General features: G+C 66.8%; 16 protein-coding genes. 4 read left to right on the top strand and 12 right to left on the bottom strand.

The window, feature by feature from the left end:
* Positions 1 to 69: 69 nt before the first annotated feature.
* The 4 genes from NTD88_RS03525 to NTD88_RS03510 are packed head-to-tail and all read left to right on the top strand — an operon-like array spanning position 70 to position 6,478.
* The gene (locus NTD88_RS03525) at positions 70 to 2,577 is read left to right on the top strand and encodes a TonB-dependent receptor plug domain-containing protein (RefSeq protein ID WP_262153651.1); all 2,508 of its coding nucleotides are present in this window, start codon (positions 70 to 72) and stop codon (positions 2,575 to 2,577) included.
* 4 nt (positions 2,578 to 2,581) lie between these two features.
* On the top strand, positions 2,582 to 3,928 hold the full coding sequence (locus tag NTD88_RS03520; RefSeq protein WP_262153650.1) for an MFS transporter: 1,347 nt from the start codon (positions 2,582 to 2,584) through the stop codon (positions 3,926 to 3,928).
* 21 nt (positions 3,929 to 3,949) lie between these two features.
* Positions 3,950 to 5,134, top strand: a complete 1,185-nt coding sequence (locus tag NTD88_RS03515) for an acyl-CoA dehydrogenase family protein (protein WP_262153649.1) — start codon at positions 3,950 to 3,952, stop codon at positions 5,132 to 5,134.
* Positions 5,135 to 5,149: 15 nt separating this feature from the next.
* Positions 5,150 to 6,478, top strand: coding sequence for a M20 family metallopeptidase (locus NTD88_RS03510; RefSeq protein ID WP_262153648.1), 1,329 nt, complete (start codon positions 5,150 to 5,152; stop codon positions 6,476 to 6,478).
* A gap of 61 nt (positions 6,479 to 6,539) precedes the next feature.
* Here NTD88_RS03510 and NTD88_RS03505 read toward each other — a convergent pair whose 3' ends face one another.
* The 12 genes from NTD88_RS03505 to NTD88_RS03450 are packed head-to-tail and all read right to left on the bottom strand — an operon-like array spanning position 6,540 to position 15,435.
* Positions 6,540 to 7,379 carry a CsgG/HfaB family protein gene (locus tag NTD88_RS03505; protein ID WP_262153647.1) on the bottom strand — a complete coding sequence of 280 codons (840 nt, stop codon included), beginning with the start codon at positions 7,377 to 7,379 and terminating at the stop codon, positions 6,540 to 6,542.
* A gap of 26 nt (positions 7,380 to 7,405) precedes the next feature.
* A complete protein-coding gene (locus tag NTD88_RS03500; RefSeq protein WP_095155181.1) occupies positions 7,406 to 7,819 on the bottom strand; it encodes a curli assembly protein CsgF in 414 nt (137 codons plus the stop codon).
* A complete protein-coding gene (csgE, locus tag NTD88_RS03495; protein WP_095155182.1) occupies positions 7,816 to 8,211 on the bottom strand; it encodes a curli production assembly/transport protein CsgE in 396 nt (131 codons plus the stop codon). The genes NTD88_RS03500 and csgE overlap by 4 nt, the downstream gene beginning before the upstream one ends.
* Positions 8,208 to 8,729 carry a type II secretion system protein gene (locus tag NTD88_RS03490; RefSeq protein ID WP_262131146.1) on the bottom strand — a complete coding sequence of 174 codons (522 nt, stop codon included), beginning with the start codon at positions 8,727 to 8,729 and terminating at the stop codon, positions 8,208 to 8,210. Before NTD88_RS03490 ends, csgE begins: the two co-directional genes overlap by 4 nt.
* Positions 8,704 to 9,078 (bottom strand): type II secretion system protein, encoded by a 375-nt coding sequence (locus NTD88_RS03485; protein WP_095155184.1) that lies wholly within the window; start codon positions 9,076 to 9,078, stop codon positions 8,704 to 8,706. Before NTD88_RS03485 ends, NTD88_RS03490 begins: the two co-directional genes overlap by 26 nt.
* 5 nt (positions 9,079 to 9,083) lie before the next feature.
* Positions 9,084 to 9,557, bottom strand: a complete 474-nt coding sequence (locus tag NTD88_RS03480; protein ID WP_262153646.1) for a type II secretion system protein — start codon at positions 9,555 to 9,557, stop codon at positions 9,084 to 9,086.
* 3 nt (positions 9,558 to 9,560) lie between these two features.
* The gene (locus NTD88_RS03475; RefSeq protein WP_095155186.1) at positions 9,561 to 11,393 is read right to left on the bottom strand and encodes a secretin N-terminal domain-containing protein; all 1,833 of its coding nucleotides are present in this window, start codon (positions 11,391 to 11,393) and stop codon (positions 9,561 to 9,563) included.
* Positions 11,390 to 11,890, bottom strand: coding sequence for a hypothetical protein (locus tag NTD88_RS03470; RefSeq protein WP_262153645.1), 501 nt, complete (start codon positions 11,888 to 11,890; stop codon positions 11,390 to 11,392). Before NTD88_RS03470 ends, NTD88_RS03475 begins: the two co-directional genes overlap by 4 nt.
* Positions 11,890 to 12,435: a type 4a pilus biogenesis protein PilO gene (pilO, locus tag NTD88_RS03465; protein ID WP_262153644.1), complete on the bottom strand. Its 546-nt coding sequence runs from the start codon at positions 12,433 to 12,435 to the stop codon at positions 11,890 to 11,892. Before pilO ends, NTD88_RS03470 begins: the two co-directional genes overlap by 1 nt.
* Positions 12,422 to 12,964 (bottom strand): pilus assembly protein, encoded by a 543-nt coding sequence (locus tag NTD88_RS03460; RefSeq protein WP_262153643.1) that lies wholly within the window; start codon positions 12,962 to 12,964, stop codon positions 12,422 to 12,424. Before NTD88_RS03460 ends, pilO begins: the two co-directional genes overlap by 14 nt.
* 1 nt (position 12,965) lies before the next feature.
* On the bottom strand, positions 12,966 to 13,751 hold the full coding sequence (locus NTD88_RS03455; RefSeq protein WP_262153642.1) for a hypothetical protein: 786 nt from the start codon (positions 13,749 to 13,751) through the stop codon (positions 12,966 to 12,968).
* Entirely contained in the window at positions 13,732 to 15,435 is a 1,704-nt protein-coding gene (locus NTD88_RS03450; RefSeq protein ID WP_262153641.1) for a GspE/PulE family protein, read from the bottom strand. Before NTD88_RS03450 ends, NTD88_RS03455 begins: the two co-directional genes overlap by 20 nt.
* Positions 15,436 to 15,444: the final 9 nt, after the last annotated feature.

Here is a 15,444-nt window from a genome sequence, read left to right as displayed (position 1 = left end):
CGCCTCGCCAGTACTGTCAGGAACACCCACCACCAGGAATGGAAAGCGGCACCTCACCGGAGCCTCACCATGTCTCGCCCCAACACTTTCCATCCCAGGCTCAACCTGCTGACCGCGGGCATCCTCGGACTGTGCGTCACCCCACTGGCCCTGGCCGCCGAAACCCCGAGCAGCGACACCGCGCTGCAAACCGTGGTCGTCACCGGCGCCCGCGACAGCGGCCGCACCGTGGCCAAGAGCCTGGCGCCGATCGACGTGATCAGCGCCGATGACCTGGCGCGCTCGGGCAAACAGAACCTGCGCGACGCCCTCGCCGCCAGCGTGCCCTCCTACACCAATGCGGCCGGTTTCACCGGCGGCACCGGGCTGTCGGTGAAGTCCGCGACCCTGCGCGGCCTCGGCGGCAACCATGTGCTGGTGCTGGTCAACGGCAAGCGCCGCCACAACACGTCGCTGATCTTCGTGCAGACCGCCGCCACCTCCAGCGGCCAGTCGCCGGCCGACCTCGACCTGATCCCGGTCAGCGCCGTCGACCACATCGAAGTGCTGCGCGACGGCGCCGCCGCGCAGTACGGCTCGGACGCCATCGCCGGGGTGATCAACATCATCCTCAAGAAGAACGATTCCGGCGGCAGCGCCAGCGCGCTGTACGGCCAGTACGAGAACCGCATCGGCGGCAAGGGCAACTTCGGCGCCCGCGGCCAGGGCCAGATCAACCAGGGCTTCGCCCTGCCCAACGACGGTTTCTTCAGCCTCAGCGCCGATATCGGGATTCAGGAAAGCTCCAACGTCGCCGGCGCGGTGCCGGAGCGCACGCGCATCTATTTCCCGGTCAACGGCGCCGCCGACCCGCGCGAGAACAGCGAAAGCCGCTACCGCCAGCAGCTCGGCCAGCCGCGTTCGCAGACCTACAACTTCGGCTACAACGCCGAACTGCCGCTGAACGACACCGTCAGCCTGTATTCCTTCTCCACCCTCAGCCACCGCAACTCCACCAGTTGGGGCACCTACCGCACCGCCAACTCGCCGCAGAACATCGTCTCGGTGTACCCGGAAGGTTTCTCGCCGCGCTTCGTGGTGGAAGAGGATGACTTCCAGACCGTGGTCGGCCTGCGCAATGACGATGTAGCGGGCTGGAAACTCGACCTGAGCACCAGCTACGGCCGCAACGACGCCAACACCCGCAACGAGAAGTCGCTGAACCCGTCCCTCGGCCCGGACAGCCCGCGCGACATGGACGGCGGCCATCTGATCGCCAGCCAGTGGACCAACAACCTCGACCTGACCCGCGCCTTCGACACCGGCCTGTTCGCCAAGCCGCTGAACGTGTCCACCGGCCTGGAATTCCGCCGCGACGGCTTCGAAATCCAGGACGGCGACTACGCCTCCTATGCCGATGGCGGCTACGTGTTCCCGGTCGGCCACCCGCTCGCCGGCCAGCGCCCGAACCCCGGCGCGCCAGGCCTGGTGGGCTTCACCCCAGCCGACGCACACAACTATTCACGGACCAACACCGCCGGCTACATCGACCTCAGCCAGAGCCTCACCGACCAGTGGGACGTCAGCCTCGCCGGGCGTTTCGAGCACTACAGCGACTTCGGCGACACCGGCAGCGGCAAACTCTCCACCCGCTACGCCTTCACCCCGGCGTTCGCCGTGCGCGGCACCATCAGCAACGGTTTCCGCGCGCCGTCGCTGCAGCAGCAGTATTACTCGTCGTCGCTCACCGCCTGGCGCACCAGCCCGCTGACCGGCGTACTGGAACAGGCCACCACCCGCTACGTCACCGTCGACGACGCGGCTGGCAAAGCGCTCGGCGCCAAGCAGCTCAAGCCCGAGAAATCGCTGAACTACAGCCTCGGTTTCGTCGCCACGCCGACCGACAACCTCAACGTCACCGTCGACCTGTACCAGATCGACATCAAGGACCGCGTCCTGCAGACCAGCAACCTGCAAGGCACCGCCGTGTCCAACGTGCTGGCGGCCAACGGCCTGGACCCGAACCAGATCGTCTCCTACTTCGGCAACCTGGCCGACACCCGCACCCGCGGCATCGACCTGGTGGCGGACTATCGCTACGACCTCGGCGAGTACGGCAAGACCAAGTGGACCCTGCTGAGCAACCAGAGCCTGCAGACCATCGAGAAGATCAAGGAACCCGACGCACTGGCCGGCACCGGCGTCAGCGCCGTGGGCCGCGACCGCCAGGGCAACCTGACCAGCGCCTACCCGAAAAACGTCACCTCGCTGACCGCCGCCTGGCAACTGGGCGACTTCGACGTCACGCTCAAGGGCACCCGCTACTCCCGGGTCACCGGCCGCAACCAGATCTCCGCCAGCCGCGACGAGGAAATCCGCGCCGCCTTCATCACCGACCTGAGCCTGGGCTACTGGATCAGCGACGCGGTGAAAGTGACCGTCGGCGGCGAGAACATCTTCGACCGCCGTCCGCAGCAGCTCAACGACGAAGCCAAGCGCTTCTACTTCTTCCCCACCGACGACCCGACCTATAGCTGGTACTCGCCGTACGGGCTGGAAGGCGCGTACTTCTTCGGCAAAGTCGACGTGAGCTGGTAATCCGATGAGCACTCCCGGCAGCCTGTCCGCAACCTCGTCCGCCGCCCCCGCGGCGGACGCCACCGCCTTCGACCAGCGCCTGTACCGCAAGCTGGCGTGGCGCATCATGCCGTTCCTGTTCCTGTGCTTCGTGCTGAACTGGCTCGACCGGGTCAACATCAGCTTCGCCCACTTGCAGTTCAAGGCCGACCTGAACATCAGCGATGCCACCTTCGGCATCATCGTCGGGGTGTTCTCCATCGGCTACCTGCTGTTCGAAATCCCCAGCAACCTGCTGCTGGAGAAGTTCGGCGCGAAGAAGACCATGACCCGCATCATGATCCTTTGGGGATTGGTGACCATCGCCACCGCGTTCGCCCAGACGCCGGGGCAGTTCTACGTGTTGCGGATATTGCTGGGCGCCGCCGAGGCCGGCTTCTTCCCCGGCGTGATCCTGTACCTGACCTACTGGTTCCCGGCCGCGTACCGGGCGCGGATCACCTCGCGCTTCATCATGGCCATCGCCGTCTGCGGCATCGTCGGCGGGCCGCTGTCCACCTGGATCATGGGCCACTTCGCCGGGTTTGCCGGGTTCAGCGGCTGGCAGTGGCTGTTCGTGATCACCGGCATCCCGCCGGTGCTGGCCGGGCTGTTCGCCTGGTACTGGCTGGACGACAAACCGGCCAACGCCAAGTGGCTCAGCGCGGACGAAAAACGCGCCATCGAAGGCGCCCTGGCCCATGAACGGGCGAGCCGCAAACCCGGCGGTCACCAGCGTTTCGTCGAAGCGCTGAAAGACCGCAAGGTCTGGTTCATCACCCTCGCCTACTGCCTGACCATCATGTGCACCGGCAACGTCACCAACATCTGGGCACCGTCGATCATCCGCGACGCCGGGGTCAGCAACCTCGGCCAGCTCGGCCTGCTCTCGGCGCTGCCCTATGTGGTCGGCGTGGGCGTGATGCTCTGGGCCTGCCGTCACTCCGACCTGCACCAGGAGCGCCGCTGGCACTTCGCGCTGGGCGGGCTGACGGCGGCGCTGGCGATGACCCTGCTGCCCAACCTGATCGCCGGTCCCTGGTCGGCCATCGCCCTGCTGACCCTGATGACCAGCGGTTACCTGGTGGCGACGGCGGTGTTCTGGACCATTCCCACCTATTACCTGTCCGACCGCGCCCGCGCCGCCGGCCTGGCGCTGGTCAACTGCTGCGGACAGGTCAGCAGCCTGCTGACGCCGATCATGATCGGCACGATCAAGACCAACACAGGCGAAATCAGCCTGGCGCTGTACATCGTCGCCGCCCTCGTGGCGTGCGGCACCCTGATCCTGTTGTTCGGCGTTCCGCGCCAGGCCTTGCGCGATGCACCCTGATTTCCTTTTCGAGACTGACTCATGACCGATTACCTGGCACTGGCCACTGAACTGGCCACCCACATCCAGCCTGGCGCCGCCGAACGCGACGCGCAGCGCATCCTGCCCCACGCGCAACTGGACCTGATCCGCGAATCCGGCCTCGGCGCCGCGCGGGTTCCGGTCGAACTGGGCGGCGGCGATGTCAGCCAAGTGGACGTGGCGCGGATTTTCATCACCCTGGCCAAGGCCGACCCGAGCGTGGCCCAGGCGCTGTTCCCGCACTTCGCCACCGTCGAGCACCTGCGCCTGATCGCCCATGAAGACCAGCAACGGCGTTACCTCGGCGCCTTCGCCGAGCGGCAACTGTCCTCCGGCGCCATCGCCGAACGCAGCGGCAAATTCCGCGGTGAAATCCACACCCGCCTGGAACGCCAGGGCGAGCGGCTGGTGCTCAACGGCAGCAAGTTCTACAGCACCGGCTGCCTGTTCGCCGACCTGCTGAAGGTCCAGGCGGTGGACGAGGACGGCAACGCGGTCTACGTCATGCTGCCGGCGAACACCCCCGGCATCACCCTGCTCGACGACTGGGACGGCATGGGCCAGCGCATCACCGCCAGCGGCACCACCTTGCTGGAAAACGTCACGGTGCTACCGGAGCAGGTGATTCCCCTGGCCGAGTGGTACCAGCGGCGCAACTACATCGGCGCCAGCGCGCAACTGATCCACTGCGCCATCGATATCGGCATCGGCCTGGCGGCGCTGGACGATGCCGTGGCGTGGTCGCGCACCGGCGCCCGTCCGGTGCGTGAAAGCGGTGTCGACCAGGCGCGCAACGACCCGTACATCCTGCACACCGTGGGCGATCTGTCGGCGGCGATCCATGGCGCCGAAGCGCTGGTGGAAAAGGCCGCGCTGACCGTCGACCTCGCCGCCCGCAGCCAGTTGCAGGGCCTGCTGGCCGGAGAAGAACTGGACGCCTTGCTGGCCCGTTCGTCGATCGCCGTGGCCGAAGCCAAGATCGCCTCGACCCGCGCCGCGCTGCATGTCTGCGAGCGTCTCTATGAAGTCGGCGGCGCCGCCACCACCCAGTCGCGCTACAACTTCGACCGCCACTGGCGCAACGCCCGCACCCACACCACCCACGACGCCGTGGCCTACAAGTACAAGGCCATCGGCGACTACCTGGTGAACGGCAACTACCCGCCGATCGCTTTCACTTACTGAGCACGGAAAGCCCGCATGCCGCCGTACCGTAAAACGCTGGTTGCCTTGTTCCTCGGCCTGCTCGCGGGGCCGATCAGCGCCGCGCCGACGGCGGACTGGGGCGACCTCGATGCGCGCATCGCCAAGGCCCTGCCCGGCGTGATCGCGCTTCGTCACGAAATCCACCAACACCCGGAACTGGGCAACCGCGAGGTCGAGACCGCCAAGCGCATCGCCAAACGCCTGCGCGAGCTGGGCCTGGAGGTGCAGACCGGCGTCGCCCACACCGGCGTGGTCGGCATCCTGCGCGGCAGCAAGCCGGGGCCAGTTGTAGCGATCCGCGCCGAGCTGGACGCCCTGCCCCTGACCGAACAGACCGGCCTGCCCTTCGCCTCCACCGTCCGCGTCCCGGACCCGAGCGGTGACCTGCGCACCCGCGGCAAGGACGTTGGCGTGATGCACGCCTGCGGCCACGACGCGCACATGGCCATGGCCCTCGGCGTGGCCGAAGTGCTGGCGGCGCGGCGCGACGAGCTGCCCGGCACACTCAAGCTGATCTTCCAGCCCGCCGAAGAAGGCCCGCCGCTGGGCGAAGCTGGTGGCGCGAAACTGATGATCGAACAAGGCGTGCTGCAAAACCCGGCGCCGGCGGTGATCTTCGGCATCCACGTCACCGCCGGCACGGCCGGCACCTTCACCCTGAGCCGCACCCGCACCACCGCGGCGGCGGACACCTTCGTCGCCCGGATCAAGGGTCGCCAGACCCACGCCGCGTTCCCCTGGACCGGCATCGATCCGGTGCCCGTGGCGGCCCAGACCATTCTCGCCTGGCAGACCATTCCCAGCCGCCAGTCCAACCTCAGCGTGCTGCCGGCGCCGGTGATCTCCGTCGGCCGCATCGAAGCGGGCGACCGCCACAACATCATCCCGGCTGAAGTGCGCCTGGAGGGATCGATCCGGACCGTCAGTGACGAGCAGCGAGAGGACGTGTTGCAACGCATGCGCCGCACTGCGGAGAAGATCGCCGAAGCGTCCGGGGCCAGTGCCGAGATTGATTATTTGCCCGGCAACTACCGGGCCGGGCACAACGACACGGCCTTGGTGGACAGCTTGTTGCCAGTGCTGGAGCAGGTTTCCACCACCCCGGTAAAGATCGACAACGGGACCTATGGCGCGGACGACTTCGCCGAATATGCCCGGGAGATTCCTGGCATCTTCATGCGCATGGGTGTCACCCCGCCGGCCTTGGCCGACAAGCCGGTGTGGCCGACCCATTCGCCGGGGTTCCAGGTGGATGATCCGAGCCTGGCGGTGGGGATCCGGGCGTTGAGTCGGATGACGTTGAGTTATATGCAACGGCAGTGAGATTTGAGCGCCGTATCGCCCAGGTAATCGCGAACTGTAGATACCCAAGCGGCGCTCAATCTCAAGGCCGCTGATACTGCCCCAGATACCGATCCAGCACCGCCTTGTCGCCACTGCCATCCCCCGCCACCTGCCACAGCCGCCGTTCGATGCCCTGGGCCAGCAAATGCCCCACCGCCGCTTCGATCGCCGACAGCACGCAAAGCTGCGCCGGCTCGTTGGTGGTGTAGCCCACTTCCGCTTCCAGCAGTTTCTTGAATTCGATGAACTTGAACACCCCGGCGCTGCGCCCCACGGAGTAGATGGTCTTGCTGGTCATGACGTTGGCCAGTACCTGTCCGCTGCGCACGTCCACCGCCCGCAGGTTGACGGTGACCTGGTCCACCCGGTACTCGCGGGAGATGTCGATGCCGAGATAGCGAGCCCCTTCGCCGCCACTGCGCACGTTGGTGTCGTAGGCGATGATGCCGCCTTCGAGCATCAGGTTGGCCGCCTGCAACGGCGGCAGTTCGGCCTGGATGTTCAGCGGCGTGTCCGGCTTTTTCTGCGAGGCGCGGATGATCTTGCGCTCGGTCAGCAGGTTCTGCAGCCCTTCGCGCTCCAGCACCATGAACCAGCCGCTGGCCTGCAAGGCATCCATCAGCATGCTCGCCGCGCCTTGGGTGACGCTGGTGGAAAAGGAACTGGCCGGGGTCGGTTTGTACTGCCCGGTCTGGTCGCGAAAGCCATACACCACCGCCATCAACCGGCCCTTGGGGCGCGGCATGTTGAGCAGGTCGTAGTAGGTCGAGGCGCGCGGGGTCAGGGTCGGGGTCTCGGTGTCATCGGCCGACATCGGTTCACGCAGTCCGCAACCTTGCAACGTGGCGAGAATCAGCAGGGTGCCCAATAGACGTTTCATGTTCATCACTCCCCTTTCGGCCCGGCTCAAGGATTCAGCCCGTTGACCTGGATTTCCGACACTTCGCCCGTCGCCCGGTCAGTCACCTGAATGCTCAAGGCCCCGGAATCGTCGATCACGTTGATGATGAAGGAGTCGGTGGACATGCTGCCGCTGTTGCCATTGGCGATGTTGTCCAGCAACTGCGAGAGCATTCGCGACTCCAATTGGTTGCTGAAGCGCTCCAGGGCGGTGGTGCCGGTGTAGGCCGAGCGGCCGCCAATGGACGGGTCGTCATGGTCGTTCTGCGCCTGGGCGTTGTTCAGCAGCCAGGTGCCGTTCAGCGGGTTGCCGCCGAACGACGGGTTGATCGGCGTGTGCACCAGTTCGGTGGCCGACGCCTGGGCGCAGGCCGCGAGGAATACGGCGCAGGCCAGACGGTGGGCGATGGTGGTGTTCATAGCTCGTCCCTCTCCAGATCGGTGGTGTCCTGCAGCAGCGACTCCAGCTTGCGCTGGATGACCTGCGCCTTGACCAGATCGGCGGCCTCATAGGCCGCGTCTTTGAGTTCCACGGTGTTGGGTGGCAGGAACCGCCGGTACACCACCCGTTGCTGATACTCGACCGACACCAGGCTGCCCCAGCGCGGGTCCGGCTTTTCCCGTACCACCAGGTTGAAATCCAGGCGGCTGGTGGCACGCAGGCGCTCGGCGAAGCTGTAATAGAAGTCGTGGCCGATGTGGCTGATGGTGGAATCGACGATGAACCCCATCATCTCGTCCTCCTCGCCGCCCCGCGCTTGCGCCCCGAGCAGGGCCAGCGACAGCACGGCGACACACCGCCAGCGGTTCATGGCGCCACCCCCGCCGCGGGACGCCGGGGCGTCTCGCCGGTGAACGCCTGCTCGGCGACGAACTGCCAGTCGGCGTAATGCCCCAGTCCCTCGAAATCCGCCCACTGCGCGGCAAACCCGGACTGCTTGCGCGGCACGCCTTGCGAGCGGCTGTAGACACCGGTGATGCGCCCGTCGATGGAACGCACCAGACCCCAGTCGTCGCTGCCGGTGATCGGGTCCGGGTAGAGCCGGCGGATATGCCGCTTGAGGTTGGGGAAGCGCGAATCCTCCAGCAGTTCGTCCAGCGCCTGCGGGTACTGCGCCAGCCCCGGCGAGGCGCGGTAGTAGCTGCGCAGGGCCTGGGCGTACTGGCTGCCGACCCACAGCAGTTCCTGCTCGCGTTCGCGCAGCGCCTGGCTCGACCAGAGTTGCCCGGCGGCGCCCATGGCCATGCCGCTGACGGCGATCAGCAAGAGCACGCCCAGGTAGGTAAAGCCGGCCTCGGCCGCCTTACCACTCGGCATAAAGGCTGCCATCGCGCGCCCTCCCGGTTGCACCGCTCTTGATATCGCCCACCGCGCCGGCCACGCCGTCGGGTGGCGGCAGCACCTGCCAGAGATCGCGGCGCTGGGTGATCGGGTCCAGCGGCGCAGCGCGCAGGTAGCGCTGCTCCACCAGTTGCTCCAGCGACTCGGGGTAATGCCCGGTGTCGCCGTAGTAGTGATCGAGCGATTCACGCAACACCGCCAGGCTCTGGCGCAGGGTGGTTTCCTTCGACTGCTCCAGGCTGCTGAAGTAACGCGGCATGGCGATGGTCACCAGGGTGGCGATGATCGCCATCACCACCAGCAACTCGATCAGGGTAAAGCCCTTGCTCTGGCGCATTGTCGTCACCACTGGCTGTAGGCGATGCCGTTGAGGCCCTTGCCGGGGGCCTGGGAATACACGTCGAACACGTCCTCGCCGGGGCGCGGGTTGTCCGCCCCGCTGTCGTAGCCACGCAGGCCCCAACCGCTGTCGTCGTCGCGCCCGGCCGGGCGCAGCGGGTCATGGGGAATGCGCCGCAAGAAGTAGAACTTCGCGCCCTTGGCGCTGCGCACGTCGCGTACCCCGTCCACCAGCACCTCGAGGCTTGGCGGATAGCCGCTGGCGTTGAGGTTTTTCTCGATATAACCGGCATCCCAGGCGCGCTTGTAGGCGTCGATGGCATCACGCAACTGGTAGAGCGCGGTCTTCAGTTCCTGCTCCTTGCCGCGCCGGATCACGGTTTCCGTCAGCGGCGCGGCGATGGCCGCCAGCAGGCCGATCAGGGCCAGGGTGATGACCACTTCGATCAGGGTGAACCCGCTTTGCGCGCGTTTCATGGCTCAGGGTCTCCCGGCGATCGAGGTGTCGCTCACCGCCGCATCCGGCGCCGGCTCGGCCATGTCGCCGGCACGGTTGAGGTTGCGGATCTGCAGGCTGGTTTCGGTGCCGGTGGCGAACTCCATGTCCGACGGGCTCTGGTACGGCAGGTTGCGCACGATGCGCGGGGTGATGGACAGCACCAGTTCGGACTTGCCGACATTGTCCTTGTTGCTGCCGAACAGCCGGCCCAGGCCGGGGATGTCGCCAAGGCCGGGAATCTTGTTGCCGCTGGCGCCGTGGTCATTGCGCACCAGCCCGGCGAGGATCTGCGTTTCGCCATCGTGCAGGCGCAGGCTGGTCTGGGCGTTGCGGGTATCGACCTGGACCGGAATGGTGCCCTGACGGGTCGGTTCCAGCGGCGTGGCGTTGCTGACTTCGAGCGCAATCTTGATCGCCACTTCATTGTTCAGGTGCACCACCGGGGTCACTTCGAGTTTCAGACCGACATCCAGGTAGGTGACGCTTTCGGTGATCACCGGGCCCTGGGTCGACGGCACCGAGGTAGCGCTGATGATCGGCACCCGCTGGCCGATATGGATGCGCGCCTGCTCGCGGTTGCTGACGCGGATCACCGGACTGGCCAGGGTGTTGATGTCGTTGTCCTGGGCGTTGATCTTCAGTTGCGGCGACGGCGCGATGGAGATCCGCGAAGAGTTGATGCCGCGCAACTGGTTGAGCAGGCCCACGCCGGTGCCGTCGCTGTTGACCACGCCGAAGGTGTTGGGCCATTGCAGGCCGAGGTCGAGGATCCGCGAGCGGGCCACTTCCATCACCTCCACTTCCAGCACCACTTCCGGGTTGGACTGGTCCTGGGACTGCAACAGCTTCTCGGCCATGCGCACGGCGTCGGGGGTGTCGCGCATGGTCAGGGTGTTCAAACGCTCGTCGACGAACACGTCGCGGGTTTTGAGCATGGTCTTGACCATGTTCAGCGCGGTGTTGGCGTCGATGCTGGTGAGGTAGAAGGTGCGCATCACCAGTTCCTGGTAATCCTTGGTTTTCTGTGGCGAATCCGGGTAGATCAACAGGGTGTTTTCATTCACCACTTTCTGGTGCAACTGGTTCTGCTCCAGCAGCAGCGCCACCGCGTCCTCTATGCGCACCTCGCGGACGAAGATGGTCGCCTTCATGTCCGGGCGCAGGTCCTTGTCGAAGATGAAATTGAGCCCGGCGACCTGGGACAGCACCTCGAAGATGGTCTTCAGGTTGGCGTCGCGAAACTCCAGGGTCACCGGCCGCTCCAGCTTGCCGCGCAGTTGCGGGTTGGGCTGGGCGGTGCGCGCCTGCACCTGTTCGATGTCTTTACGCAGGGCCAGGCCGCCCTGGTTTTGCGGGTCGAGCAGGAGCACCTCGCGCATGTGCCGCTCGGCGCCGAACAGGTCGCCCCGGCGCAGCGCCGCCTGGCCGAGGGCGGTGCGTTCGTCGATGTTGCGCAGTTGTTCGATCTCGCGCACCGCGTCCTGGGCACGGCGGTTGTTCGGTTCCAGGGTCAGCACCCGGCCGTAGGCCATCCGCGCCCCGGCGAAATCGTGGCGCGAGCGGTCGCTGTCACCCTGGGTCAGCAGCGCTTCCACCGCCTTGGCCCGGCCCTGGGCCAGGGCGATATTCAGCTCGGTATCCCGCGGCGACTCGACCAGCGCCTGTTCGATCACGGCGATGCCGGCCTCGTATTGCCCTTCGGCGATCAGCGCCTGGCCGTCCTTGCGCACGGCACTGGTGCCGCAACCGGCGACGGCGACGAACAGCGCCAGCAGCAGAAACGGCGCGGGTTTGTGAACGACTGGCGAAATCATGGTGCGCTCCCTACAGACAAGGTCTGGGACAGGTGCATGGGCAGGTAGACCAGGCTCAGCTCGGTGGCGGAGATCTGTTCGATCCGGTAGGTGTCGTCGATCACGTCGCCGCGACGCACGACGTAGAGTTTTTCCCCGGCTTGCAGGAACACGCGCTGGTCGTCGCGATCATCCAGGCGCCCGACAAACTGGAACGGCAGCGCCGGCGCCACCGGCAGCACCTCCACCGGCGCCACCACCAGTGGCTGCTCGGTAACTGTCGCCAACACCGTGGCCGGCTTCCACTGCTTGCTGGCGAACAGGTCGCGGGGCGGCGTTTTCAGGGTTTCGCGCACCGCGGCCTGGGCCTTTGGCGCAGGGATGGCGCTGCGCGGGGCGGCGATCACGGCGGCGCTGTCGTCCGGCGCCTGCGTTTCGAAGAAAAACCCCGGTGCCCAGGCCAGGGCGCCCGATACACCGAGAAAAGCGGTCCAGCCCAACAGCCGCTGAGTGTTCATCACGACCTCGACAGGTAAAGGGTCATGCGGATGCGCCCGGTCAGCTCGCTGTCGCCGATCCGTTTGCGTTGCAGGTCGATGTCTTCCAGCACCAGCGCCGGCATCTGCGCCAGCAGGGCCTGGAGAAAGCGGCGGATCTGCAGGTAGCTGCCGCGCAGCGGCAGGAGAATCTGGTAGCGCGCAAGCTGGGTGTCCGGGTCCACACCGAGGGCGTATTCGCCGCGGGACAGGCTGATTTTTTCGTCCCGGGCCAGGCGGTACAGGCGCTTGATGGCCTCGGTGGCTTCCGGTTGCGCCGGCAATTGCTGTTGCAGGCCCTGCAATGGATCGACGCTGGCGGCGGCGGGCTGACGTTCGCCACGGCGGACCTGGGCGAGTTGTTCGCCGACCTCGTCGCTGCGCGTTTGCAGGGCGTGCAGTTCCTGCCACTGAGCAAGCTGGCCGGCGCCGTGCAGCGCCGCGCCGAGCATCAGGGCGATGCCGGCCAACGCTGCCCAGCCGAGCCGTCGCAGGTATTCATGGACATGCAGGCTAGAGACGCGCATCGCCGCTCTCCCAATGGGCCGACAGGTTGAACAGGACCGGACGCTCCGGCTGCTTGACGAGGATTTCGTGGTTGAGCAGCGACACGTCGTGCAGTTCGGCGCTGGCTTCCAGGCGTTTGTGAAACGCCAGCATGGCTTCCAGGTCGCGGGCTTCGGCGCTGATCCGCACCTGCCCTTTGCGCGCATCCGGGCTCAGGCTGAGCAGCGCGATGTCTTCTTGCGGCAGCCCTTCCAGCAGGCTGAACAGGCTGTCCCAAGGGCGCTGCAATTGCTGCGTCAGATTGCGCATCCGCGCCAGTTTCTGCGCCTGCTCACGGCTCTGGGCCGGGGTCAGCGCGGCGACGTCGCGGGCGCGCAGGCCCAGTTGCTGTTCGGCCTGACGCACCTGTTGGTGCAGTTGCGCCTGTTGCCCATCGAGCTGGTGTTGCCAGGCCAGGCTGGCCAGCAGCAGGCCGGCGCCGAGCAGCAGCGGCGCCCAGCTCAGCGGGCCACGCCGTGGCGGGATGAAGTCGAGCTGCAGGCGGCCCATGTCAGGCCACCACCCGGGCCATGCTGGGCAACAGCGCGGCGGGCTCGTCCAGTTCCAGCAACTGCACCGCGTCCAGCAACGGCTTCGGTGCGCGGCGTGCCGGCGCATGCACGAACAGGCGCAAGTCGGCCTGCCCGGCGTGCAGGTTGCACTCGCGGGCCAGCAACGCCGCCAGTTCCGGGTCGCTGTCGCCGACGCCCTGGCTGCGGATCTGCTGCCAGCCGCCGTCGCGGGCCAGCAGGTAGACACAGCGCTGCGGCTCGGCGAGGGCAAAGAGAAAATCGTTGCCCGGCACCTGCCCGGCAAAGTGGTTCCAGGCCGCCATCAGGTACGGCTGCACCGCGTCCAGTTTCAGGTGCGCGGCGCGGCAGCGCGTGGCGAGTCCTTGCAACAGCGCGTCGGGCAAGGCCGCGGCGATTCGCGCGCAGCCAGCCGGCTCTGGCGACAGGACGATCGCCCAGTCATCCAGCGCCTGCCCGTAGCAGCGTTCGAAACAGGCGCGGGCGTAGACCTCGAATTCCTGCGGCCGGGTGATGCCGTCACTCCACGGCACCAGGCAGAAGCGGCAGTACTGCGCCGCCACCACCACGCTCAGGCGCCCGCCTTTGCCGGCGTGGCTGGCGAGCAGCGTGGCGAGGGCGTCGAGGGCGACCTCGGCGAGGTGTTCGCGTCCGGCGTCCACCGCAACGCTGGCCAGCCAGTGCTGCTGGCGGCCCTGGCGACGGCACAGGCCGACACCCTGGGCGCCGAGCACGGCGACGAATCGATCAGGCGATAAACGTGACACGATTGATCTCCTCCAGAGTGGTGCGGCCCTCACGAACCAGTTCCAGCGCCGAGCCGCGCAACAGGCGCAGGCCGCGCTGGCAGGCATGGGCCTTGATCCGGGAAAGGGGCTGGCGTTCGACGATCATCTGCCGCAGGTCGTCGTCCAGGTGCAGCAGTTCAGCGATGGCCGTGCGCCCGCGATAACCACTGCCACGGCATTGGCCGCAACCGGGGGCCTGGACGAACTGCCAACCCTCGACCGGCGTCGCACCCAGGCCCGAGGCGGCCAGTTCCTCGGCGTCCGGCTGGTGTGGCCGCGCGCAATGCGGGCAGACCAGGCGAATCAGGCGCTGGGCAAGCACGGCGTTGAGGGCGGAGACGAAGCTGTAGGGGTCGACCTGCATCTGGCTGAAGCGGCCGATCACATCGAAGACGTTGTTGGCGTGGATGGTGGTGAACACCAGGTGCCCGGTGAGCGCCGACTGCACGGCGATCTGCGCGGTGTCCGGGTCGCGGATTTCGCCGACCATGATCTTGTCCGGGTCATGGCGCAGGATCGAGCGCAGGCCACGGGCGAAGGTCAGGCCCTTTTTCTCGTTGACCGGGATCTGCAACACCCCCGGCAACTGGTATTCCACCGGGTCTTCGATGGTGACGATCTTGTCGTGGCCGTGGTTGATCTCGCTGATCATCGCGTACAGCGTGGTGGTCTTGCCGCTGCCGGTGGGGCCGGTGACCAGGATCATGCCGTAGGGTTCGCCCGCCAGCCGACGCAGGCTGCGCAGGGTCTGTTCCTCGAAGCCCAGGGCCTGAAGCTGCACGCCGCTGACGCGGTCGGCCAGGTCCTGCTTGTCCAGCACCCGCAACACCGCGTCCTCGCCGAAGATGCTGGGCATGATCGACACACGAAAGTCGATCTGCCGGGCGCTGATGCCGATCTTGAAACGGCCGTCCTGGGGTACGCGCTTTTCGCCGATATCCAGCTCGGCCATGACCTTGATCCGCGAGATCACCTGGTCGGCGAACTCGCTGCCGCTGACCTTGCTGATGGCGGTGAGCACGCCGTCGATGCGGTACTTGATCACCAGGCCGCTGCCGGTGACGCCGAGGTGGATATCGCTGGCGTGCATTTTCAGCGCGTCGTAGAGCGTCGAGTTGACCAGCTTGACCACCCGGCTCTGGTCTTCGCTGATGCTGGTCAGCGACAGGCTTTGCAGCGCCTCGGTTTCAACGCCGCCCTCGGCCTCGCTGCCGAGCGAGTCGACGGCGTGGAAGTTTTCTTCCTGGCGGGCGAGAAACAGCGCCAGGTCCGCGGCTTGCGCCAGGTACAGCGGCGCGCCTTGCAGGTGCTCGTCGATCCAGGCCAGGCGCTCGCCGTCGAACGGGTCGGCGAAGACGCCCACACGCTCGCCGTCCAGTTCGATAAGGACGAATTCGCGTTTCAGGCACTGGGCCAGGCTGACCTGGGTGAACAACGGGGTGGCGGCGAGCAGGCGCTGGCTGTCCAGCACCGGGTAATGCAGGTGGCTGCCGAGCGCCGCGACGAACTCGGCGGGCGCCAGGGCGACCAGGCTGCGCAGGCAATCGAGCAGGCGTTCGCCGCTGTGCCCGGCCTGTTCGCGGGCCTGGCCGAGCAAGGTGCGTTCAAGGATTGCCGGGGTGACGGCGGTTGCCGGGGGTACAGCGAGCGACACGGGTTCCATGGCCTGCTC

The organism is Pseudomonas sp. 20P_3.2_Bac5 (assembly GCF_025466035.1).
Lineage (GTDB): Bacteria > Pseudomonadota > Gammaproteobacteria > Pseudomonadales > Pseudomonadaceae > Aquipseudomonas.
The sequence above is the reverse complement of the archived record's forward strand: the minus strand, read 5'-3'. Positions and strand labels throughout refer to the sequence as shown.